Below are 23900 nucleotides of genomic sequence, written 5' to 3'. Positions count from 1 at the left end.
TAGTTAGTTTCCACTTTCTTTTTATGTTCCCGTTTTGCTCTTAGGATTTCATAGGTAAGCTCTCGATGTTTCTTTTGCTTTTTCAGCAAGGCCTTTCTTTCATAAGGCTTTTTGCATTTTTTTGCCATCGTTATATATCAGACCTAAGTTGGGTTTGAATACCGTTTTTCTGTGCTGCATTTATATCGGTTATCCGGGTATAAATTGGCGGAAGGTTCTTAAATGCAACCTGTACCTGATAGGCTATCTGTTGGGTCATCTGCTGCTGTTGTACAACTGGTGCCGATACCGACCTGGCCACTAAACCGCCATCAGCGTAACCCGGAAGGCTAAGGCGCAATCGTTCGGCAGCAGCCACCCCGCCGGCTTTTCTTACATCCTCCTGGCTCCAAACAATTTCCCCCTTATGGACAATCCCGGCCGGCTCGTACTTGCCGCCATCACCGGTATAGCCACCACCATAAAATTCAGCTTTTGAAAAGTCAGCCTTTGGAGCATCGGCAGAAAGCAATTGCCGCGCCTGTGCAAAGCCAGTAAGAATGGACGCTATCTGTGTTCCGTAGTATGCCGCATAAGCAACAGGGCCGGCAACAATACCGGCCGGGCCACTGGCTGCCGCGATATTACCCGCTACCACTGTAGCCGAAGCGGTCAGGTTCCCAATAGCTTCCGCCTGTTTTAGTCCGATCTGGAATAACGCTATAAGCTTTTGGAACTCTGACATTTCCGCACCCTGGGCAGATAAGGCAGAAACAATATCCGAAGATGCCTGAGCAAGCGTTACGATGGCCAGGTACTCCGCTTCTTTGTAGTCCTGCTTTTTCTTCGCTACATCTTTTGCCAGTTGAATTTCATCGATGGCATCCTGCTCCCGTTTCTTCCGGGCTTTCTCTGAATTCTCAAACTGTTTTTCACGGGTTTTATCGAATTCCTCACGCAAGGCCTTTTCTTCGTCAAGCTGTTGCTTCCGGATCTTTGCCAGGCTGTCGAGTAGTTCCTGGTAGCCTTTTACCTCTTCTTTGAGTTTTTCCTGCTGGTCCTTAAATGTTTTTTCCCGTTCTGCCCGTACCTGCTTTTCCTGCTCTTTGGCTTCTTTGTTGAGCTGGAAGCGGTTGGTAATGAATTCATTTTGCTTCCCGGCGCTGTCTTCCAGAATATCAAACAGGGCCTCTTCCGCTTCGCCTAATTCCCGGAGCTGTTCGGTGCTGGCTTTGGCTTCCCCGCCCCGCATCTCAACTTCCTTCTGGATGATTTCAACGCGCCGGCGGGCTATGGCTTCAAGCGTGTTCTGCCGTTGAGTTTCCAGGGCAAAGGCTTTTTCGTTGGCTTCGTTACGCTGCTCAATAGAATTGAACTCGTTATCCCGCTCATTTTTCAGGCGCTCGATCTGGTTGAGCATCTTTTTGGAAGTAGCTATGTTTTTAGCCTCATCCCGTTCCAGCTGGTACTTTGCTTTGGATAGATCGCCGGTCAGCTTTACTTCCCGTTCCAGCTCGTCGCCGATACCTTTATAGCTTTTCTTCGCCGCTTCCGCTGCCCCGGAAAAATCACCTTTGAGTAATTTGCTTACCGCTTCCCCTATAAACTTTGCCCGGTCCAGGAACACGTTCAGAACCGCGGTTCCCTGTTCCATAATTCCGGTAAACATGCCGGCGCTATCGCCTGAGCTTGCAAAGAGTTTCGGCAGTAGGGTTAAAGCGGTTACCAGCATGCCGACCGGGTTCATTTTGAAAGCATCGTTCATGGTGTTAATGCTATCACCGAACTTACCGGATCCTTTGGCCGCCTCCAGGACTGCTTCTTTATACCGGCCAACATTCAGGGTTCCATTAGAAACGCCTTTGTTGTATTCCAGCAGCGCATCTTTGGCCTGCTTTACTACTTTAGATTGCCGGATATATTCAGCGGTCAGCTCATAGGTGCCATCTTCATTACGCTTCAATTGGCCGGCCATGGTCTTCAGCTGGTTTTCGGCTACTTTCTGCAACCGGTAAAGCTGTTCGTAAGAACCGGATTCTGCTATTACCGCTTTTGTAACTTCATCAATGGCTTTTTCTTCCCGCCGTTTTTCTTCGGTCAGCTGCCGGGTTTTGGCCTGCACTTCGGCTAAACGTTTGGCCTGTTCGTCTGAAAGTTCGTTGCCTTCTTTAACGATCTGGTTCAGCTCCTTTTCTTCCTTTTTGCTTTCTGCTATGGCTTTGGTGAGCTTACCAACGTTCTGGTAAGCTTCACCCATTTTGAACTCTACACCATAAAGCAGGAAATTTTCTTGCCCGCCCATGATTATGCTACGGCTTTAGTTCTGTTTTCAAGATTAGCCGTATTCGCACCGCGCCGTACTTGGTCCAAGAACATACTGTGATAAATTTTGAATTGTGGTTTACCATGCCAAACGCTAAAGCGAACTACCGGTGCGTAGCTATCGAAAGGCTGCACCCGGAATTCATTGTAAAGCGTTGCCATGTTTTCCGTGATCTGCTGAAGCAAAAGCCAGGCTTTCTTTTCCGCTTCGGTGCTCGCGTAAGTGGTAGCGCGTTTTACCACGCCTTCCATCATTTCTTCATCTACAACCGCCCGGCCGTTCTCGATCTTCGCACCATGGGCAGAGTAAGGCATAAAGCGCCGCATTTCTTCCAGGGCTTTGTACTGTGCCCGCAGGTCCGGAAGTTCAACCATTTGCTGCACTTTCTCAATGCTGAGCTTTAAACCGCCCACCATGACCGGGGCCGTGCCTGCTACCTGTTCGCGAACGTAGGCATCTAAACCTTTGCTTTGAACCTGGTAGATCTGATCTTCATCAAGGCCGCCAAAGCCTAACTTTTCAAATGATTCCAGAAACTCGTTCACCGCTTCCACGGTTGCTTCCGCTCTTTCGCGGGCTTCTTTAATCTGTTCGGTTTTCTGTTCCAGAATAATTGGTTCTGCAGGAATTTCGATTGTGTTCTTCATTTTGTTTTATTATTTGGTTTATGCTATAATTTACGAAAATTGCAAGGAAATAGAAAGGTTTTAATGCTAAAATATTGCTTTAATTCAATATATTTAACTGCCTAGTTGTCAGGTAATTATAGTTCAATTTAGAGTTGCATTTAGCTGGTTTCACTCCGCAAATTTGCCGGGTGAAAACCGAAGAAAGAATTCCTAATTTGTGCCTTAATTGTTCCTTTGAATTATAAATAACTGTATATCAAAGCGGTATACTTACTAGGTCAGAAAGTAAGCTTTGCCGGGTTTTCCATTGAATGGTGAAAAAGTCCTGTTTCTAAACTTTTAGATAGCGTTTCACTGATTGGTGAATGGTCTATGAATAAAGCATAGTAATAGATTGTATCTATCAGGTCAAGCAAATTTTTTAAGCGGCGCATCGTTGCCGGTAGGAGGTAAGCAGGTTGCAGGTATGGATCACAAAGCCGGGACTGTGTGAGTAGGTTCGGGAAAGTTCTAGGTACATATTCACTTTGGCCAGGGCTTCCAACTCTCCGACCTCTTTGCAAAGGTCTGCGTAGGAGTAATGGTAATACTCTATGCTTACCGGTTCGGGCTGCAGCTGAAGGGTAGCGTTTGAAACGCGACCGTTTATGACTGCTTCCGTTTGAACCACGGGCTGTGGTTTCTGGCTTTCCCGTATTTCGCCGTATTTTACGGGCGGGCTTTGAGATTTAGGCTCCGAAACCATACCGTTTTTCTGGAATGCAGAAAGCGGAAACCGGGTTAAATAATCGGCCAGGTCCAATCCTTTTTCCCGTTCGGCATCGGTAGCGTTTTGCTCTAAAAAGTCAGACGTTATAAAAGCGGCAATATGGGAAAGCGCCACCGCCTTTTGGTTCCAGTCATCAAATGCTTTCAGGTCCGGGAACAGTACAACAGTGCGACCTTTTAATGCGGCCAAACGATCCGGCCTGTTTGTGGTAAAGTACCCTTTAGCACCAATTGCAAGCCACACGAACTGGGGGAAATACACGCTGGCAATTATTGCGGTTTTAGGAGCTTCTACGAGCGCCACGGGCTTTTCAGGGAAATGGCTTAATAGCTGTTCACCAAATAAGCACGGCCAACCTTCCGGGTTTTCCTGGTACTTTGTAAGCCAGGCCGGCTGCTTTTCTTCGCAATGTTTCCGGCTGTATTTAAATATAAGTTGGCTATGTACCCAATCCGTTTTGCTTTTGGGTTTGCCTGCTTTATCCAAATACTTACCGGTATGTCCGTTTTCTTCAAAGTGCTTAACTTGTCCGGAGCGGGTACGCCCTTCGACATCCTTTACCCAAAAGATCGCAGATCCTGGCCAGCGTTCGTTAAAGGTTCCAATATCGTAAAGGTCAATTAACTGCCTGGTTATTTCAGAGCCAAATAAACCTTTCAGGTATTTTACAAATGTGTTTGCATCGTAACCCTTCCGCCGGCTTTCTACATAATCGGTTGGTATGTATGCGGGTTTCTTTGGTGGCGTTGGTTTTGAAGTAAACAATCCTTCCGAGCGCTGATCAGGATTTTCTTTAAAGTAATCTGAATAGTGATATTCGTGAGCGCAACCATTGGCGCGGTCGCACTTGCCTACATCGTCAGGTAAGTATTCCCCTGTTTCAGTATCGATCGTTTTTACGAATTCCTTTTCCCCACATCTGGGACAAATAAATTTCTTGCTGCCTTTATCTAAAGTGTATCGGTATGCCATAAACGCTATGCTTTTGAGGTGAAAAACTACCTGTCCCATTTTCGGGACTGGGACAGGGGGGCAGTTTTAGTTTCCATTTATCCACCGGTGGACAGTAGATTTTTTCTTTTCAGTACCAAAGACTGCTTCTGAAATTTCCCGAACGCTAAGGCCCTGCGAATGAAGCTCCAGGCACTTCTTTTTATTCTCAACTTTGGCCACGTCCTTATCCTCTTCTGCATCCGGATTAATTACCCGGGGCTTTGGGAGTTTATAGAAAACCGAAAGAGCGTGTTTTTTCAGGCATTCGGTTATTCTTATCGCGTTCTCGAAATCCTGATCAGAGCAGATTAAAGGATTGGGTAATTCGCCATCGTCAAAGGCCCTGAGTGCTGCCAGCTGCATTGCAATTCGAAAGCAGATAAGGCCCAACCGGTTAATGGTGCCACCTAAAGCAGAACCAACAAACTCCAGGATCTCGCTTTTCTGATCTTGAAAAACTTTTACAAATTGAGCTTCCTGGTGGGGTTGTAATTCAAAGTAGATCGGGTATTCCTGCTTTGCCAGTTCGTTGTAAATGTTCTGGTACTGCAAGCCTAATTCTGAAAAGTATTTACCGTAGCCTACTTTCTTTTTGTCGAATACATTTTTGAATTCTGGGCTGCTTTCCAGTTCATAATACATGAATCGACTGAATAAGCCGTTTTCAATATTTGGAATAAGCCTTAAAAGCTGGTCGAACGTGCTTGAAAGAACAACCGAAACGCATGGGAAAGAAATATCTACGTCTTCGTTATTGGTGCGCCGGTAGTAGCTTAGTGGTTCATGTCCCCAGGCTTTCCGAAGATCGTCGGAAAAATTGCCGTAGTCCTGTTTGAAAACGTCTGCCAGGGTATCGCCTTCCGTTTCGAATATTACGCCCCGGCCGCTGTTTTCTTTCAATAATTGCTTAACCGCTGTTTTGCTGCTATTTGCAGGTAGGTAGAATTTGCGGTGTTCCGGCGGGGTGGGCTCGTCTGGCATTTCAGCTTTGCCGGCTTCAAAAAGTTTGAACGCTTTTTTGTATTGCGCCATTTCCCTTTTATAGTCCTTTTCAAGCTCCTTAGAGTATTCCAGCTTTTCCAGGTGTATTGCTTCGCCTAGTTTGCGCGCGTGCATTACGCCTGCTTTCCCTTCGCCGTAATTGCCTAATACATACAAGTAAAGGTTTGCCCCGAAGACGTTGCCGCCATAGTGTCCCAAAATGTTTGGAAGGCAACCACTACCAACGGCTAAGGCGGCAACAGCGTAAACTTCACGCTCTTTGGCATCCAGCATTAAACACGGCTGTTTTAATAAGGCTGGTAGGTTTTGGTAAACAGAATCCGGAAATTTATTTGTTACCTTGTCCCAGTCCCGGGACTGGGACAGTTCACTATTTGAGCGTGTAGGTGCTTCAAACTTCAGTGTACTGGCTTGCTTTGCCAGTAGATCCACTGCATTAAAAAGCGAAGTTTCGCTAATTGGTTCTTTCCCAGAAAATTCCGTATCTTTATTTACTTCAGATTTTGTGTTTTGATTTAGTTGGTTTCCGGAAGGAGCGGGGTTATGGGCGGTTACTGTAGAAGGTTCGCTCATTATCTCGCTCTTTTAGGTTTAGGGCCTTTTCTGAGATAATTGCCGGCATCCGTAGCTATTTCGGCGTTGGTCTTTTTCCGACCGCTTTTAAGCCAGTCTGTTAATTCCTGCTTTGAGAAATAAAGCCGTTTACCGTTGGGCTTCATGTATGGAATTTCTTTCCGGCTTACCATACTATAAATGGTAGCAGTGCCTAAAGAAAGAAAGCCCGCCGCCTGATCTACTGTGAGCATTTCATCAGTATCAGGGGCAGGCTGTTGGACTTGTCCGGTTAAAGCGGTGCGAACGGCATTTTCAATAATGCCCGTTAATTGTTCGCCTGTTAATTGTAGTATTACCATATCTTTGGACTTGTTTTGTTTTCTTATCCAAAGATGTGGGCAACAACGATTAACTACTGGTTACAACCACTTTTACAACTGGTTAAAACTTTGATTTTCTATATGTTTTTTGATTAAGCGGCTTCATAAGCTGGCTCATATTCCTTCAATTCTTTCATAGCCTTTTCTCGAGCTTCAGGAAATTCAGCTAAAAGCACAATTGCTTGTTTTATGCTTCTTGATCTATTATGCTGTGCTCGCTGATCCTTTTTAGTAACATCATAATAGATGTTTACAAATCCTTTAGGTTCGTAACCATGCGAACTTCCTAACTTCTCTAATGCAGCAACCTTACCATCTTCATTCATTTCAGAGTGTGGGACAAGTTTGCATACCTGTTTGTAATAATAAGCTAGTGCATGAGCTGCCCTTGAAGCTTTAATTCCGTTGGGGATCGTCGAACATTGTAGATCACTACCTTTGTCAACTTCTTTCGTTTCAACTTCTTTATTTTTTATATAAAATTCAACTTCAGGGGTTCTTTCAAGTTGTGGGGAGTTCGGATCTAAGTCTGGTGAACAATTAAGAATTTTTGCTTCACCATTCAAAAACCTATATAGCAGGTCCAATTCATTTTCGCTTGATTGATTGTATATTGGTTCTTTTTGCCATGGTTCAGAAAAATATGAAATGAAGGGGTTGGGGCCAAGCCTGTATTTTATACCTAATAGAACCCAATATAATACTGCATTACATTCGATTTCTTTTTCAATTTCATTGGCGTCATTACGATGTTTCGTTATCGCTTCTAAAAATCGTATAGGGTTTCCTACGCCAATTTCAAAAGCATAAGAAATGTATTCATTAACTAATCCTAAAAATTCTACAGGGTTGTATTTTTCTAAATATCTTCTTTTGAAATAATAGTAACATTCAATAAAAAATTCACTCCTAAGTTTATGATCACCATTTATAAAGAAATGCTCCAATGCATACTGTCCGGTATTAAAAATATAGATTTTGCGCTTTGTTCCTGATAGTATTTCGTTATAGAAACGATAAAGAAATTGATAAAAGCAATCATTATAAAACCCACTTGCATTTGGTGCTGGTATTCTTTCCCATGGATGCAATTCATAGCCTTTAATGAGTTTTAAAAAGTGAGTCAAGAATACGTTGCCGTATTTTTCTGAAATGTTCTTTTCTTCAATATCATTGATAACTATGTATAGAATATCCGGGACTTTTTGCCAGTTATTATTCAAAAGACCAATATACCAGAAAAGTGAATTACAGTATTCTAACCTTTCAGAATCTTCTGAATATAGGTTTAGTTTGTCAAGATCAATGAGAATTTCATTAAACCCTATAAAAGTTTTTAGCGTTTCAAAATTTTGTAAAGGATATGCCTTTGGTTTTTTTAAATCTGCAATAGTTTTTACTTTTCTGCCTCTTCTCGTCAATGTTTCCATATTCTTCCCTGGTTAAAAGTTTAACTTTATTTTGTTGGCCGCTTCCTGTTTGGCCTTATCCATTACCTTCGCGTAGATCTGCGTTGTTTTTAATTCCCGGTGCCCGAGCATTTTGGAAAGGGTGAAAAGGTCGGTTCCCAAACTGATTTGCAGTGTGGCGTAGGTATGCCGGAAACTGTGGAAAGTAATGTGTTTCGTAATCCCAGCGTTTTTAACCCATTCCTTCAAAAGGTCATTATTGTGCTTTGAGTAGTCAAGTTCGAAAACTTTGCTACTGTCCTCACCACGTTCACCAAGTAGTGAAACCGCCTGTTCAGATACAGGTAATAATTCTGAGCCGCCGGTCTTCTGTTGCCTGTACCTCAGGAAGTACCCGCCGGTCTTGCTGTGCTGTACTTCGCACCAGGTAAGCTTTTTAATATCCGAATGCCGCATACCAGTAAGGGCAGAGAAAAGCGCGGCTTGCTTTAATTCCGGGCGCCTGCAATCGGCATTAACCAATGCCTGCAGCTCTTCCATGCTTAAAAATTGGCGGTCTGTTTCTGTGGCACGAATGATTGGAAGCCGGCCGTTCAAATCTGTTTTCAGGATTTCCTTTTTGTAGGCTTCTTTCAGGGCGGTTTTTAGTTTGCTGAAATAAACGCTGGCCGTGTTCTGGCTTATCCCGGTTTTTTCTGTTTTGAAATTGTTATTCTGGGCGGCTTGCAATAAGTATTCCCGGTAAGCTTCGCATTCAGAAAGTTTCAGATCGTTGAGGGTTTTGTTGGGCTCAAAGAATTCCTTAATGTGTTTCAGGGAGCATTGCCAAACGCCGTATTCGCCATTATCCCTTTTAATTGCCAGGGCCGTGTAATACTCAATTAAATTGACCTCAACGGCCTTTTCTTCGATAAAGCCATACTGGCCGGCCTGAACCTCAAGAAGGCGCTGAGCGCGGATGCTTTCGGCCAATGCTTTGGTTTCTTTGTTGTGTTCCCGTTCCAGCTGGTTTTTGGGTTTTGCATAAAGGAACAGGCCAGTATAGATCCATCGGGTTTTCTTTCCGGTTGCCGGGTTCACCAATGGCGGGGCGCAATCCAAACGAATGCTTTCCTTATTGTTTTTTATCGGTTTTGTCCGGAGCGTTATTCTGATGTTTTTCATTTTGGGGAACACTTTGAGGAACAAATCTAACCAAAATAAACTAATAACAAAACAAAGTAAGTACAAACAAGGCGATAAAAAAGCCGCTAAAATGAGTGTTAAAGCGGCTTTTGTGTATGTTTGTTATTTATATGTTTTGATTCCGTATCTTCATATCTTAAAGGTATTAAAACGAATGGTAGCATCGAAAAGCATGAGCAGCAAAGCCAGCAGCAAAGGGTAAAAATATTTATTGGCCTTCACGTCTATGGTTTTGCTCTGTCGCACATTGCCTTTCACGTTGTTTATTGCACTGATCAGTTTGTTTATTTCGCTGGCCCGTTGGTTTATCTCGAAGTATTCGCCGTTCGTTTTCGAGGCAATTTCCTGCAGTGCTTCTATATTCAGTTTGGTAACAACTTTATTGCCTTCGTTATCCAGTTTAAAGCCATTTCCTTCCGGAATATTGCCGCCATCGGCTGAGCCCACACCCAGCGAAAAAACCTTAACACCAGCTTTTTCCAGCTCCTGCAGTGGTTTTTTCAGGTTCTCGCCGAAATCTTCGCCATCGGAGATCAGCACCAGGATTTTGGCCGTTTGCTGCGATTGCGGCGTTTTTTCTTCCTTAAATTTTTGAAGCGCCATTTCCAGCGGAGCGGCCAGTTCGGTTCCGGCGTGCGGCACCAGGTTCGTGTTCAGCGTTTCAGTGTAAAGCTTCAGGGCATTCTGATCGAAGGTAAGCGGACTTTGAACAAAGGCTTCGGAAGAAAAAATGAGCAGCCCGATGCGGTCTGAATTGAATTCCTGCAGCAATTTTGGAAGCTCGAATTTTACTTTTTCCAGGCGCGAAGGCTGCACATCGGTGGCGTTCATAGATTGCGAAAGATCTACGGCAACCAGAATATCTTTACCGGTGGTTTTTATTTCTTTGGTAGCTGCCCCAAAAGAAGGCCCCAGCAGCGCAATGAGCAGCAGCGTAAAATAGGTAATGCGTAGCAGCATTTTCAGCCAGACAAGGTGCGGTTTCTGGTGCAGGGTATTTGCCAGCTTTTTCATCCGGATCAGGAAAGCGGCGTAAAGCAGGATGAAAATTATGCCGAAAATAAGCTCCAGTAAAGAAAAGGGCTGGCTCCAGGTCATTCGTTGAAAATTGGAAGAGACCAAAGGTACAAAATTCAGGAATTCCGCCCTACTGCTTTCATCTTCCCTGGTAGTTTGCCGCTACAGCTTTATTTTTCCGGTTCAGGACCTACTTTTTCCAACTCAGAAAATTCCCCTGTTTCCGGTTGACCTTTGTAGGGGGTTGTTACGTACCTTTATTTCGCCCGGCAGAAAACAATTCATCCCGATCACAGTTTAATTGGTGTTTTTTCTTGCCGGAGCATACCATAATTACCTGAATCTTATCAATCATCTTTTTTATTTAACCTTAGGCATCATTCTATGAAAAGAGCGTTACTTCCTGTTTTTATGTCAATTTTTCTGGGGTTTTCAGCCCAGGCGCAATGGATCAGCAAGCCACTAGGCTTTTCTTCTGACGTGCTGGTTTATGAGATGGAGGCCGTTGATGATAACGTGATCTGGGCCGCCGGCTCCGACGATATAAACCCTGCCGGACAAGCCTACATGAAATCTGTTGACGGCGGAAATACCTGGCAAAGTGGTATGGTTACCAATCCCCAGGACCAAATAATTAACAACATAACTGCCATAAATGCCAGTACCGCTTGGGTTGCCATGGTTTCAGATACCCTGGGCGGGGGCATGATTAAGAAAACCAGTAATGGTGGCCAGACCTGGGTTAATCAGGGAAGCAATACCTACACCAATGCTAACAGTTACCCCTCCGTGATCCATTTTTTCGATGCGAACAACGGAGTTGTTTTTGGCGACCCGGTAGGAGGGTACTTTGAGGTTTACCACACCAATAACGGCGGTTCAACCTGGGTAAGAGTTCCCGCAGCCAGTTTACCAGCAATTCTTTCCGGAAGTAACGGTGATGAATACGTGATGTTTGCCAAAGCTGCCGTAAGCGATACTATTTGGGTCGGAACCTCCGAAGGCCGTATTTTGCGTTCAGTAAACAAAGGCCTTTCCTGGACGGCTGCCAACACCTCCTTGTTCGGAATTCAGGCGGTTGCTTTTACGGATGGGAATAATGGTTTGGCAATGAGTAATATGGGGGAACTGGCTAAAACTACCAATGGGGGCTTAACGTGGACTAATGTGATGTTTCAGGGCGATATATATGATTACGATATGGCCGCTATGCCCCGGGTTCCGGGTGTTTTTGTTACTACCGGTTTCAATAGCAGCGGTTTTGCCGGGTCTTCTTTCACTACCGATGGCGGCCTTAACTGGGCAACTTTAGATTCTATGCCTCACATGGCTGTAGCCTTTGCCAGCGTAAATGCCGGCTGGACCTCAGGCGTTAATTCCCGAGTTTCTTACCAGTGGAGTGGGGGCGCCTTGGGTGTTTCAGAGCCAAATACTGTGCAAGCGGCATTGCTGTACCCGAATCCCAGCACCGGAACCTTATATCTGGCTGAACCAGGAATTACCGAAAGTCTTTTTATTACTGATCTGACGGGCCGGGAGGTTTTTTCTTCTGGAAAGGGTGTCTCCAGAGCTGCTGTTGATCTAAGTGGTTTACCCAAAGGTGTTTACCTGGTAACCCTGAAAGCAGGCAAAATAATTAAGCGCCAAAAACTGGTGCTCCAGTAACGGAGCAATTGCTCCGCGTATAAAGGAAGGTGTAACGGTGATTTTAAGAAGTTACCGGAAAAAAGTTAAATCTTTAAAAATTTATGTATTTTAAAATCAGAATATTAAGCTGCTCAGGGAATTTTTTTTAACCTTTTTGGGTCTAAAATTAGAACCTGCTGTTGCAATTCTGAAATAAGATTCTGTATATTTGCACATCCTTTAGCAGAAAGGGTCATGGAGAGGTGGGTGAGTGGCTGAAACCAGCAGTTTGCTAAACTGTCGTACGGGTCAAACTGTACCGGGGGTTCGAATCCCCCCCCCTCCGCTGAACTTATTTTTTTTCGAATTGATTGATTTAATTCAAAAAAGTTTTAAGTTTGCACCACGATTGAATGAAAGCCCAAAAGCAGAAATTCAGGAGTGAAAGTTCGGGGTGTAGCGTAGCCCGGTATCGCGCCACATTTGGGATGTGGAGGTCGTAGGTTCGAATCCTGCCACCCCGACTTATTTAAATTACGAATTAGAATTACGAATTATGGTTTCTGTTCTGCAAGAACGTTCTTAATTCCTGATTTATAATTCGTAATTTTTTTTTACCCCGGTCCCATAGCTCAGCTGGATAGAGCAACTGCCTTCTAAGCAGTAGGCCTTTGGTTCGAATCCAAATGGGATCACTTGAAGCCCTTCAGAATTTTCTGGAGGGCTTTTTTGTTTTTGATCCTGTTTATTTAAACGATTCAAAATTAAAAAATCCTGAACGCCCGTTCAGGCTCCCGGTTTGAAATTCGAATTAATGTGATCAGAACTCATTCATGGCATCTTAGGTGCTGATTATCTGCTTTCTCTTAAAAATATTCCCGAACATTTTGCATTAATTCAGGTTTTCAAGACAAGGATTAATTTCGACCTCTTTCAGTAAAAATAATGATTCCGCAGAATTACCGGTCAAATTCTAAACCTGCAGCTAGTACTCCGGCCATGCTAACTTTCTGTAAACTTCCGAAATACCAGCTTTTATCAATTTTAAAATTAGTATTTTCCACTAAGCCACCAGCGGGTTGATTTAATATTAATACCGAACTATAAAATATAGAAATGGAAAGATTTCATTACAATTCGGCCCTCGAAGCTTTGAATGACCTGAAGAAACGGGGTTATGCCCTGGATTTTAATCTGGAAGGCGATTGCCTGAAATGTCCTCAGGCGCAATTACAATTGAATCCCGAAGACTTTACGATCGAAGAAGTATACCGTTTTGAAGGCATGAGCAATCCTGCTGATAGCTCGGTGGTTTACGGTATATCATCCAGGACCGGCCAGAAAGGAGTGTTGGTAGATGCCTATGGCATGTATGCCGATTCGGTGTCGCCGGAAATGGCAGCGAAACTTAAATCGGCTTATTTTTAACCTAATTGACCGATCATACGCATTAACAACATCAACCGGAAAAAAGGGAGATTTAGTTTAAAATGCCCTTAGGTAGGTATTGCCATAACCGTCGCGTAAGGCATTAGTTAAGCCATTGCATAGGTTATAAAAGATCCGGAGTTTTCTGGGAGCTGGCTGCCCAAATCGTAACTATATTGTGTGTCAAAATGAAATTGTTAATGGAGTTACCAGCGCGCCCGAACTTCTGGTGAGGAAAACGCCTATCGAAGCCCGCGTGATCTGAAATGGTGAAACCTGCATACTGCCAATTCCGATCTTAAAGAAAAGGACATAAAACGGTGCTTTAACCGGCGATATCGAAAGAGTGACGAAAGTGTAAGCCAGGAACTGAAAATGGATGGCTTTTTTGCCTTTGGCAGCCGGGTTACTTTAAAAATGCGGCATCATGATTCTGCGGTTGGAGCTGTTTTAATGAGCAGGAGTCCATAATCGTTGCTATTAATGCGCAATTGTTCCGGAAGGAATTGAAGTAAATTAAATAGCAAGGAAACAAAAAGCGGCAGCCAATTTGGCTGCCGTTTTTTGTTTAAAATTCTTCCGTGTTGAATTACAATTTTTCAGCTTTATAACCGGCTTCCTGCACCAGCTTAATTACTTCCGCTTCGTTTAATTTTTCAGTAGAAACAGTCAGAACTTTTTGCGCGTTGGTGGTATCTACGTTCCATTCAGTAATGCCTTCAGCTTTGTTCAGGAAAGGTGTAATGCTGGCCACACAACCACCGCAATTAATATTGGTTTTGAATTTCAGGTCTTTCATAATTTGTGCTTTAAAGTACCTTGCAAAGATACGCCGCCATATCCCCGAAAGCGTTACAGGATTTTAGCTGTCATTTATAGAATTCGCTTTTTTTATATTATTAACTGTTTGTAGGAGCAGTGCATTACCGAATTTTAAGTCCTCTTTTTAGCTGAAATTTCTTTCCAGGCATTTTTGAAAGCACCTGGAAAACGCTATACTTTTAACAGGAAAAACTACGGTTAAAATTTTTGCAGCCACAGCATTTTATTTGATATTTAATCTGGCTGGAGAAAGAGCAGTTTTTAAGAGTAAAAGTATAGCGTTTTTGGCCGGGCTTCATTATCGGAAACAATTTGACGTTCCTACTTTCAGATTCGGGTTGGCATGGGTAAGGATAGTGGAATTTAAATTTCGGCAATCATTACGGGTAGCGGCTTTTTTTGGGAAATCACCTTATCAAGTTTGACGCCAGAAGCGAAAAGGTGGTTAAGGTTACTGGATTTTCAAAATGTTTTACCAGTGAAAGTTGTGGGACCTATAACCTGACAATGCAACTGATATCAGGATCTTACGCTTGTAACGCCTCTTTTAAGTGAAGTCTTACTTCCTGAACCCAAGGGTTGATTGGTTTATACAGGACTTATCAGAAGCATTTACCTGAGGATTATTCAAGCAACCGGATAATTGTCAGGAATTTAATGGCAGAAAACGAATTTTAAATGGCTGAAAGACTGCATAATAATAGAAATTCAGCAAAAAAAGACGAAAAAATATGCGGCAGCTGGTAGCGGATTTAAGAAATATTACTACCTTTGTGCGCTGAATATAATGAAGCAAAGTTCGGGGTGTAGCGTAGCCCGGTATCGCGCCACATTTGGGATGTGGAGGTCGTAGGTTCGAATCCTGCCACCCCGACTTATTTAAATTACGAATTAGAATTACGAATTATGGTTTCTGTTCTGCAAGAACGTTCTTAATTCCTGATTTATAATTCGTAATTTTTTTTTACCCCGGTCCCATAGCTCAGCTGGATAGAGCAACTGCCTTCTAAGCAGTAGGCCTTTGGTTCGAATCCAAATGGGATCACTTGAAGCCCTTCAGAATTTTCTGGAGGGCTTTTTTGTTTTTGATCCTCGCTAATAACAGTTAAGATTAGTGCTAAGAAAAGAGGGAATTATTTGGCGGTAAAGGTATAAGTAGTAGAAATTGTGTCGTTGTCAAGAATCAGAAGCGGAAGATTGAGCACCAGCGTGGTATTGCTCAGGCTTTTGATCTTAAAGACAGAGCCACCACCAAATGTATTGAATTTCAATTCGGTATTATTCTTCTGTAATTCCCAGGTAGCCGCTGAAAGATGGATGGTATTAGAACCGGGATTACAGGCTAACTTCCCATCTGTGCGCAAAAAGGTTTTGTTCGCGTAAAACGTGTACTCGTCATCCATTTCGCAGGAATCGAGGGTTAAATAACTGTTGGTGATCACGCCGAATTGTTCTTTGGTGGTCCAGCTTGTTAACACCCAGCTTTTCGAAGCATTGCCGCTTATTTTTTCCTGCGCCGAAATTTCAGTGGCAGCCGGTTCTGGTTTCACGGGTTCATCTTTCTTACAGGCACTGAACAGCAAAGCCGCAGCAAAAAGATAAACGGTACTTTCTCTTACCATGACCTTTCAGGTTATATTTTCTTCAAGTAAAGCAATTCTCATTTTACATCCAAAGGGTGTTGCAAGTTTATTTGAAAACTGAAATCCGCACAAGGTGCTCCGGTTGGTAGAATTTAAACCAGGCCGTTTATATAAAAATGTTCTGATGAGATTTTTCGAATCGGATTTATTAAATGCTTAACTTCCAACCGTAATTTTAATACCCTTGCCATTCCGGTTTTTACCTGAATTTCAATAAAAATTTGCATGGAAATGATGTTGCTTCTGGCCATTGTAGTGGCAGCTTTTCTTATAATCAATATTTTATCCGGAAGAATTCAGGAAGTAAGCCTGCGTTTCGAAACCATAAAAGACGAACTGCTGCGCATCAGGGCCGAGCTTGAATTGCTGCGCCGGCAGCAGACGCCACCATCGCTGCAAAAAACAGCAACCCCGGAAGAAATAAAACCAGTTACGGTTACGTCTCCGGCGGCACCAATTTTAACCCCTCCTGAAGTTACTGAAATTCCAAAACCAGCTTTCCCATTTGCTACAGCACCAGCAAAAACGGTATCGGCAACGGAAGAAAAACCCGGGGAGAAACTTGCAGAAAAAACTGAAGGCAATGCTGCGGAAACGGTAGGGAAAACGACTGAAAAAGTTGAGGAAACTCCAGCCGCTGAAAAGCCGGTTTATACCCCGCCAATTGCCCCGGAACCGGTTTACGAAGAGCCGCAACCCGGTTTTATGGAGCGCTTTATGCACAACAATCCGGATCTGGAGAAATTCATCGGCGAAAACCTGATCAACAAAATCGGCATCGCCATCCTGGTTTTAGGCATCGGCTATTTTGTGAAATTTGCCATCGATCAGGATTGGATCAACGAGATAGGAAGGGTGTTCATCGGGATCCTGGCGGGCGGCGTTCTGATCGGGCTGGCGCACCGGTTACGGAAATCATTTTCGGCCTTCAGCTCGGTTTTAGTGGGCGGTGGTCTGGCCGTTTTGTATTTCACCATTGCCATTGCTTTTCACGAATACCAGCTTTTAAACCAGACGGCGGCTTTCCTGGTGATGGTAGTCATTACGGCTTTCTCGGTGCTGCTTTCAGTGTCGTATAACCGGGTAGAACTGGCGGTATTGGCTATTCTGGGCGGATTTGCCACACCGTTTATGGTGAGCACCGGCGAAGGAAATTACGTGGTGCTTTTTACCTACATCCTGATCCTGAACGTGGGCATGCTGGTGCTGGCTTACCTGAAAAACTGGAAAATAATTAACTGGATCTGTTACGGCGCTACCATTTTACTTTACGGCGGCTGGCTTTCTTCGCGGGTACTGGGGCAGCCAAATGCGCCGTATCTGGGAGCCCTGACTTTTGCGGTGCTTTTCTATACCGTTTTCTTTTTGATGAACATCATAAACAATGTAAAAGCACGTACGCATTTCGTGGCTTCCGAAATCGGGATCCTGGTGAGCAATACCTTCCTGTTTTATTCGGCGGGCATGGCCATTTTGCACGAATTTCAGCAGGGCATGTACCAAGGTTTATTTACGGCAGCCGTGGCGGTTTTTAATTTTGCTTTTGCCTTTTTGCTGTTCCGTAACCGGCAGGTAGACCGTAACCTCGTTTACCTGCTTATCGGTATGGTGATCACCTTTATAAGTTTATCTATTCCGGTTCAGCTGGAGGGCAATTACATTACCATGTTCTGGGCCTTGGAAGCGGTATTGTTGCTGTGGTTTGCGCAGAAAACGGGGATAAAACTTGCCGTTATCAGTTCAGTAATTATTACCGGTTTAATGCTGATTTCGCTGGCAATGGATTGGGTGAATATTTACCAGAGATTTCCGGCGGGTGAAACGTATTACGTGCTGCTGAACAAAGGTTTTATTACCGGTGCGATCAGCATATTAAGTTTGGTGGCATTGCGGTGGCTGCTTCAAAAAGAACCGGAACCGGTCGTGTTCAAGCAATTCGATTTTCAGCCTTTGGTGTACCGGAAATTGCTTGGTTTTGCCGCGGTCATTACCCTTTATCTGGTGCTGCTTTTTGAACTGAATTACCAGCTTAATTTCTACTTCGATTCGAACCTGAGCCGCACCATCATGCTGGGCTGTTACAACCTTGGTTTTATAGCCGGTTTATTCGGGTTGGCGGAACATAAAAATGAACCCAAACTTACGCTGACTATTACTTTGCTGGGCATGTTTGGGGTGGCGCTTTATTGCCTGTTCTATAATATTCAGGTAAGAAAACTGCTCGAATCACATTTTCTCTACGATGTACAGGAGTTTACCGGTTTCTGGTTTCATTACCTGAGTCTGGCACTGCTGGTTGTTTTGCTGTATTTTATCTACCGGAACCGGTTTGTTTTGGAAGAACATTGGCCAAAAATGACCAAGGTCCTGGTGTGGGGTTTAAGCCTGGTAATTGTGTTTGTGGCGAGTTCCGAACTACTATACCATGTGCTTTATTTCAACCTGCCATTTGCCAACGCGTCAGGCTTAAAAGGCGATCAGTTCGCAGCAGATAAATTTGCTTATTTTTACGAACTGCAGCACCAGACCTATAAAGTCGGCTTCCCGATCTTGTGGGGAATCTGCGCGTTTACGTTCATGTTCATCGGCTTGAAAAAGAAGAATAAACAACTCCGCATTGTTGCGCTTTCGCTTTTTGCCATTACGCTGCTTAAACTCTTTTTATTCGATATCCGCGGCATTTCGGAAGGCGGAAAAATTGCGGCCTTTATTTGCCTGGGCGTGCTGCTTTTAATAATTTCGTTTATGTATCAGAATCTGAAAAAGCTGATCCTGGCAGACGAAGCCGGAAACCAAAAGGACGGAACGCCATGAAAAAAGCCGTAGCCATTTTCTGGATATTGCTGACTTTGAAAACGCTAGGGTTCGGACAGCAAAAACTGTTTAAAGCGCCCTTGCCCGCAGTTTCGGAGAACGGGTTTTATAAAATAAACCTGCGCCCCGAAATTATCAGTTACACCAATGCAGACTTTTCAGACCTGCGGATCCTGGACGATAAGAACCGCGAGCTGCCTTATTTGCTGGAACGGACCGCTACCGAAAAAACAACCCGTTACTTCCGCGAATACCCGGTGATCAGCAAAAACAGCGTTCCGAAAGTTAATACCACGCTAATTATTCAGAACCCGAGAAAAAGCAAAATAAACAACCTCGGGCTGGTCATAAAAAACACGAACGTAAGCAAAATAGCCAGCCTGAGTGGCAGCTCCGATTCCCAAAACTGGTTTGCCCTGGAAGACGATTACGTGTTGCAGTCAGTTACGAATACGGAAGAAACTTCGGAAGTAAAAGTGCTACATTTTCCGCTTTCCGATTACGAGTTTTACAAGCTGGAAATAAACGATTCTGCCAGCGCGCCACTCAATATTTTAGCCGCCGGTTTTTACGATTTTAACGCCGAAAAAGGGCAGTACCAGATTATTCCGGATCTGACTTTTGACCGCACCGACAGCACGCAGGTGAAAAAAACTTTTTTGTGGTTTTCATCTGAAAGGCCGGTGCTGATCGATAAGCTGGAATTTGAGATCGATTCAACTACTTTTTACCTCCGGAATGCTACCGTTTTTGTAAAGGAAACCGTTTATAGCCGCCGGAATAAAAAGCAGGAAACGTGGGTACCGGTACATCATTTTCAGCTCCGGTCAGATGCTGCCAATTCCTTTCAGATCAGTGGTTTCCGGGCAAAGGAATTTTACGTGGAAATAGAGAATGCCGATAATCCGCCCCTGGAAATTTTGGCGGTAAAAGCTTATCAGTTGAAAACCAGCCTGATCGCAGAGTTAAAAAAGAACCGCCGCTATGAATTGCATTTTGGAAACGAAAAAGCGGTTGCGCCGGCTTATGATCTGCCGTTTTTCAAAGATAAACTTCCGGAGAATCTGCCGGTTCTGGAACCGCTCACGGTAAACAAAAACGCTATGCCCGAAGCTGGAAAAAGCGCCGTTAACCGGTTTTTTCAGGATAAATCGCTGATCTGGATCGCCTTGTTGCTGGTGATCGCTTTTCTGGGTTATATGACCTATCAGATGTTAAAGGAAGCAAGCCCGCCGCGGTAGTAAAGCCGGTTTTCCTGAATTTTATTTTCCTTTGCACCCGGTTTTTTTTGGAAAGCCGGGTGTCTTTGTTTTGTAATAATAGGAATATTTTGTGTGAATATTTTAAAAGGAAGCGCAGGGTCTGATTTTAAAATGTATATTAATAAGAATAAATATATCGGTATGCTATATTCCGAACTTTTTTTCTCCCCAATATGTCGGTGTAGTGTTGCTTCGAATTGGTGCAGTTAATTATATTAATTGGTTGAGGAAGGCAAATGAACATATTGTTTAGGGAATTTAGAGTATGAAGAAATCAAATGACATCGCTGGAATATCGGAGTTCACGGTTTCCCATCGGTTACGGGTTATTCAGGAACTTTTGAAGATAAGATCGGTGGCCGCTTTTGCGAACGAAATAGGAGTTGATACCAGTGTGCTGAATAATATCATGAGCCCCTATGGCAGGATGGGGAAGCCAAGTTTTGATACGCTTCAGAAAATTGCCGCCAAGTATCCGCGGGTAAATATGGATTGGCTCATTACCGGAAAAGGGGAGCCGCTACGGCCCTTTGGTACGGTAGTTAATCTTCCGGTACCGGCTGCGCCGCCCAACCAGCACGCCCCGGTTTCTGAAGGCGATTGGCATGCTAAAACGCCGGCTTCTACCCACGAAAATACGGCGCTGCAGCAGCTCATGAACGTACCTTCGGTGCTTTCGGAGTTACGGGTTTGCCAGGCCGAAAAAGATAATCTGGAGCGCATTCTGGCCCTGAAAGACGAGATCATAGAAATACTGCGCAAACAAAATGCCGATTAGTTCCCGGTTCTGAGGCCTTTCGGTTTTTACGCTAAAAATCCAGCCTGCTTACGGCATTCTCGAACGAGCTGCTGCAAAATTATTTCACCTGAAAATGTTACTTATGCAAGCAGAAATTAAAACAGGCACGAAAGTTCGGCTGGTTACCGGCGGCCCCGTCATGACCGTGAAAGCGATTGAAAATAACCTGGCACTTTGCGAATGGCTGGTAGTTGGCCGAAATTGCAGTATGCATTTCAAAGTAAAGAATCTGGTTGCCGAAGAGGCGGTTAAAACTTCCTGAAAAGTGATTGTTGTTTAAGGTACAAGCAGTTTTTTCTTTGAAAACCCTACCGTTTTAAACAGATTATATTAAAGCAAAAAAGCCTTTTTTTTTACAGAAAGGCTTTTTTGTTTATAAATTTTGCTTCCGGCGCATCACGAAACCCGCGCGGCTCTTCGGTTAATGTTTGTTTTTGCCAGGTTATTTAATTTCGTGTCAGTCGCCTGCTCTTCGGCCAAAGTCTTTTTCAGGAGCGCATGCACATCATCCAGTGCCAGGCCCAGGGCCAGATGCGACGCGGTGCCGTAAGCTGAAATCTCGTAGTGTTCTATTTTCTGGGCGCAGGCAATTAAAGTGGCATCCAGAGCTTCCGCCGAATGATTGGTTTTCATTACTTTTTCGCCTTCGGCAATCAATCCTTTCATTCCCAGGTTATCCTGGCCGTCAGGCTTTATGCCCAACAGTTTAGCAGCCTGTTCCAGGCGTTGTTTATGCATTTTGGTTTCTTCCAGGTGTTGCATAAAAGCGGCTTTCAGTTCTGCATCGTTGGCTTTTTCAGCCATGCGCGGAATGGCGGTCAGCAGCAGGTTTTCAGCATCGTACATTACCTGTATTTCGTGGTGAAGCAGATCGGTGAGATCTTTTAATTCGGCCATAGTTTTGCGGGGTTAAAGAATTTAACATTGTTTCAGGTTTAAACGGCAGAATGAGCGAACTGTTAAGCATGCTCTGATGAAAAGATCCGGAACAGCCGGAAACTGCGTTAAACCGTTATGGAAATTGCCGGTCATCCTGCAAAATTGCCTTTCAAATCAGGATTTAGCACCAGGTATTATGAGCTTGAAAAACGATAGGGCAGAAGGGGAGAAAAATGGGGAATAAAGCAGGGAAAAGCGGGTTTTTAAGAGGTAAAAAAACGGCCTTTTACTGGGAAAAAACGAAAAAAATGCGTACCTTTACCCTTTAAATACTGACCCAAAAACATGAGTGAAATAGAAGAAAACAAAATGTCCGATTATTCCGCAGATAGCATCCAGGTTCTTGAAGGGTTAGAAGCCGTTCGGAAGCGCCCGGCGATGTACATTGGCGATATCGGGGCTAAAGGTTTACACCATTTGGTCTGGGAAGTTGTCGATAACTCTATTGATGAGGCCCTGGCCGGACATTGCGATAATATTGAAGTAACCATTCACGAAGATAATTCCGTTTCCGTATCCGATAACGGCCGCGGTATTCCTACCGGTTTCCACCAGAAAGAAGGCCGCTCGGCGCTGGAAGTGGTAATGACTGTATTGCACGCCGGTGGTAAATTCGATAAAGATTCTTACAAGGTTTCCGGTGGTCTGCACGGCGTGGGGGTTTCCTGCGTAAACGCGCTTTCTACCGATATGAAAGTAACTGTTTACAGCAAAGGCAAAGTGCACGAACAGGAATACAAAATTGGTATTCCGCAGTACCCGGTGCGCGAAATTGGTGAAACGGATATTCATGGTACCACCGTGCATTTTAAGCCCGATGCTTCCATCTTTACCACTACCGAATACAAATACGAAACCATTGCCAATCGCATGCGCGAGCTTTCGTTCCTCAACAAAGGCATCCGTATTTCTTTAACCGACCTGCGCGAAAAAGATGAAGAAGGCAATTTCCTGAACGATTCTTTTTATTCCGAAGGTGGTTTGCGCGAATTTGTGGCGTATCTGGAAGAAACCCGCGAAAGCCTGATCCCGGAACCGATCTACATCGAAAGTGAGAAGAACGGTATGCCGGTTGAAATTGCCCTGCAGTATAATAACTCTTATACCGAGAATATTTTCTCGTATGTGAACAACATTAACACCATAGAGGGTGGTACGCACGTGGCCGGTTTCCGCCGCGCGTTAACCCGTACCTTGAAAGCTTACGCCGAGAAATCGGGCATGCTGGAAAAAGCGAAAGTTGAAATTACCGGCGACGATTTCCGGGAAGGTTTAACAGCCGTAATTTCCGTTAAAGTACAGGAACCGCAGTTCGAAGGCCAGACCAAAACCAAGCTCGGTAACTCCGAAGTTATGGGCGCAGTAGATATTGCCGTAGGCGAAATGCTGAACCAATTCCTGGAAGAAAACCCGCGCGAAGCCCGCATTATTATTCAGAAAGTAGTTTTAGCGGCCCAGGCCCGTTACGCGGCGCGCAAAGCCCGCGAAATGGTGCAGCGCAAGAGCGTTTTAACCGGCTCCGGCTTACCCGGCAAACTAGCTGACTGCTCCGATTCTGAACCGGCTAACTGCGAAATCTACCTCGTGGAGGGTGACTCGGCAGGCGGTTCGGCTAAACAAGGCCGCGACCGTAAATTCCAGGCCATTCTGCCATTAAGAGGTAAAATTCTGAACGTAGAAAAAGCACAGGAACACCGTATTTACGAAAACGACGAGATCAAGAACATGATCACGGCTTTGGGAGTAAGTTTCGGTACGCCGGATGACCACAAAGCACTGAACATGGAAAAACTGCGCTACCACAAGGTGATCATCATGACGGATGCGGACATTGACGGTAGCCATATTCGTACGCTGATCCTGACGTTCTTTTTCCGGTATATGCGTGAGCTGATCGAAAACGGATATATCTATATTGCGCTGCCACCGCTTTATCTGGTAAAAAAAGGCAAGGAAGAGCGCTACTGCTGGACCGAGCAGGACCGTGAAGAAGCTGTGAAAGAACTGGCGAAAGGCGGCCGCGAAGATACCGTTGGTATTCAGCGTTACAAAGGTCTTGGGGAGATGAATCCGGAGCAGCTCTGGGAAACGACCATGCGACCGGATACCCGCAGCTTAAAGCAGGTGAACATTGAATCTGCCGCCCAAGCCGATCATTTGTTCTCTATGTTGATGGGTGATGAAGTTGCCCCGCGTCGCGATTTCATCGAGAAAAATGCCAAATACGCCAAAATCGACGTTTGATTTATAAAAGTATCTTGTAGCAGGTATCTGGTATCAGGATCAAATAAAAAGCCCGGCCATTTTTTGGCCGGGCTTTTTATTT

General features: G+C 44.4%; 18 protein-coding genes and 5 tRNA genes. 12 read left to right on the top strand and 11 right to left on the bottom strand.

The window, feature by feature from the left end; all coding sequences use genetic code 11:
• Positions 1–130 precede the first annotated feature (130 nt).
• The 8 genes from I5M27_RS12890 to I5M27_RS12855 all read right to left on the bottom strand — a co-directional run bounded on the left by I5M27_RS12890 (position 131) and on the right by I5M27_RS12855 (position 10322).
• Positions 131–2281: a coiled-coil domain-containing protein gene (locus tag I5M27_RS12890; RefSeq protein ID WP_200506659.1), complete on the bottom strand. Its 2151-nt coding sequence runs from the start codon at positions 2279–2281 to the stop codon at positions 131–133.
• Positions 2282–2283: 2 nt separating this feature from the next.
• Positions 2284–2949: a hypothetical protein gene (locus I5M27_RS12885; protein ID WP_200506657.1), complete on the bottom strand. Its 666-nt coding sequence runs from the start codon at positions 2947–2949 to the stop codon at positions 2284–2286.
• Positions 2950–3352: 403 nt separating this feature from the next.
• Positions 3353–4672, bottom strand: a complete 1320-nt coding sequence (locus I5M27_RS12880) for a DUF6371 domain-containing protein (RefSeq protein ID WP_200506655.1) — start codon at positions 4670–4672, stop codon at positions 3353–3355.
• Positions 4673–4738: 66 nt separating this feature from the next.
• Positions 4739–5968, bottom strand: a complete 1230-nt coding sequence (locus I5M27_RS12875; RefSeq protein ID WP_200506654.1) for a DUF3987 domain-containing protein — start codon at positions 5966–5968, stop codon at positions 4739–4741.
• A gap of 299 nt (positions 5969–6267) precedes the next feature.
• A complete protein-coding gene (locus I5M27_RS12870; RefSeq protein WP_200506652.1) occupies positions 6268–6609 on the bottom strand; it encodes a helix-turn-helix domain-containing protein in 342 nt (113 codons plus the stop codon).
• A gap of 113 nt (positions 6610–6722) precedes the next feature.
• Complete coding sequence (locus tag I5M27_RS12865) at positions 6723–8060, bottom strand: hypothetical protein (protein ID WP_200506650.1); 1338 nt, start codon at positions 8058–8060, stop codon at positions 6723–6725.
• 12 nt (positions 8061–8072) lie between these two features.
• On the bottom strand, positions 8073–9203 hold the full coding sequence (locus tag I5M27_RS12860) for a tyrosine-type recombinase/integrase (protein WP_200506649.1): 1131 nt from the start codon (positions 9201–9203) through the stop codon (positions 8073–8075).
• 150 nt (positions 9204–9353) lie between these two features.
• On the bottom strand, positions 9354–10322 hold the full coding sequence (locus tag I5M27_RS12855; protein ID WP_200506647.1) for a VWA domain-containing protein: 969 nt from the start codon (positions 10320–10322) through the stop codon (positions 9354–9356).
• A 330-nt stretch (positions 10323–10652) separates the two neighbouring features.
• Here I5M27_RS12855 and I5M27_RS12850 point away from each other — a divergent pair, with 330 nt between their 5' ends.
• The 5 genes from I5M27_RS12850 to I5M27_RS12830 all read left to right on the top strand — a co-directional run bounded on the left by I5M27_RS12850 (position 10653) and on the right by I5M27_RS12830 (position 13295).
• Positions 10653–11906, top strand: a complete 1254-nt coding sequence (locus I5M27_RS12850) for a T9SS type A sorting domain-containing protein (RefSeq protein WP_200506645.1) — start codon at positions 10653–10655, stop codon at positions 11904–11906.
• Between the two features lie 218 nt (positions 11907–12124).
• Positions 12125–12213: transfer RNA gene (locus I5M27_RS12845), tRNA-Ser, on the top strand.
• Positions 12214–12317: 104 nt separating this feature from the next.
• Positions 12318–12391, top strand: a tRNA-Pro gene (locus I5M27_RS12840).
• Between the two features lie 97 nt (positions 12392–12488).
• A tRNA-Arg gene (locus I5M27_RS12835) sits at positions 12489–12562 on the top strand.
• Between the two features lie 421 nt (positions 12563–12983).
• Complete coding sequence (locus I5M27_RS12830) at positions 12984–13295, top strand: phosphoribosylpyrophosphate synthetase (RefSeq protein WP_200506643.1); 312 nt, start codon at positions 12984–12986, stop codon at positions 13293–13295.
• 589 nt (positions 13296–13884) lie between these two features.
• On the opposite strand, the gene I5M27_RS12825 is transcribed toward I5M27_RS12830, so the two are convergent.
• Entirely contained in the window at positions 13885–14094 is a 210-nt protein-coding gene (locus I5M27_RS12825; protein WP_200506641.1) for a heavy-metal-associated domain-containing protein, read from the bottom strand.
• Between the two features lie 823 nt (positions 14095–14917).
• Between I5M27_RS12825 and I5M27_RS12820 the strand changes: the two genes are divergently transcribed.
• Together I5M27_RS12820 and I5M27_RS12815 are read left to right on the top strand one after the other, a co-directional pair.
• Positions 14918–14991 (top strand) — tRNA-Pro (locus I5M27_RS12820).
• A gap of 97 nt (positions 14992–15088) precedes the next feature.
• A tRNA-Arg gene (locus tag I5M27_RS12815) sits at positions 15089–15162 on the top strand.
• An 88-nt stretch (positions 15163–15250) separates the two neighbouring features.
• Here I5M27_RS12815 and I5M27_RS12810 read toward each other — a convergent pair.
• Positions 15251–15739 (bottom strand): lipocalin family protein, encoded by a 489-nt coding sequence (locus tag I5M27_RS12810; protein ID WP_200506640.1) that lies wholly within the window; start codon positions 15737–15739, stop codon positions 15251–15253.
• A 246-nt stretch (positions 15740–15985) separates the two neighbouring features.
• On the opposite strand from I5M27_RS12810, the gene I5M27_RS12805 reads away from it, so the two are divergent.
• From I5M27_RS12805 to I5M27_RS12790, 4 genes are all read left to right on the top strand, one after another.
• A complete protein-coding gene (locus I5M27_RS12805; RefSeq protein ID WP_200506638.1) occupies positions 15986–18574 on the top strand; it encodes a DUF2339 domain-containing protein in 2589 nt (862 codons plus the stop codon).
• On the top strand, positions 18571–19815 hold the full coding sequence (locus tag I5M27_RS12800; RefSeq protein WP_200506636.1) for a hypothetical protein: 1245 nt from the start codon (positions 18571–18573) through the stop codon (positions 19813–19815). The genes I5M27_RS12805 and I5M27_RS12800 overlap by 4 nt, the downstream gene beginning before the upstream one ends.
• A gap of 286 nt (positions 19816–20101) precedes the next feature.
• Entirely contained in the window at positions 20102–20614 is a 513-nt protein-coding gene (locus I5M27_RS12795; protein WP_200506635.1) for a helix-turn-helix domain-containing protein, read from the top strand.
• A gap of 103 nt (positions 20615–20717) precedes the next feature.
• Positions 20718–20897, top strand: coding sequence for a hypothetical protein (locus I5M27_RS12790; protein WP_200506633.1), 180 nt, complete (start codon positions 20718–20720; stop codon positions 20895–20897).
• Between the two features lie 134 nt (positions 20898–21031).
• Here the strand turns inward: I5M27_RS12790 and I5M27_RS12785 are convergent, their stop codons facing one another.
• Positions 21032–21532, bottom strand: a complete 501-nt coding sequence (locus I5M27_RS12785; protein WP_200506632.1) for a YciE/YciF ferroxidase family protein — start codon at positions 21530–21532, stop codon at positions 21032–21034.
• A 327-nt stretch (positions 21533–21859) separates the two neighbouring features.
• On the opposite strand from I5M27_RS12785, the gene gyrB reads away from it, so the two are divergent.
• Entirely contained in the window at positions 21860–23818 is a 1959-nt protein-coding gene (gene gyrB, locus I5M27_RS12780) for a DNA topoisomerase (ATP-hydrolyzing) subunit B (RefSeq protein ID WP_200506630.1), read from the top strand.
• Positions 23819–23900 lie beyond the last annotated feature (82 nt).

Origin of the sequence: Adhaeribacter terrigena (assembly GCF_016623615.1) — a bacterium.
In the GTDB taxonomy this organism is placed as follows: domain Bacteria; phylum Bacteroidota; class Bacteroidia; order Cytophagales; family Hymenobacteraceae; genus Adhaeribacter_A; species Adhaeribacter_A terrigena.
This window is presented reverse-complemented; position numbering and strand designations above follow the sequence as displayed.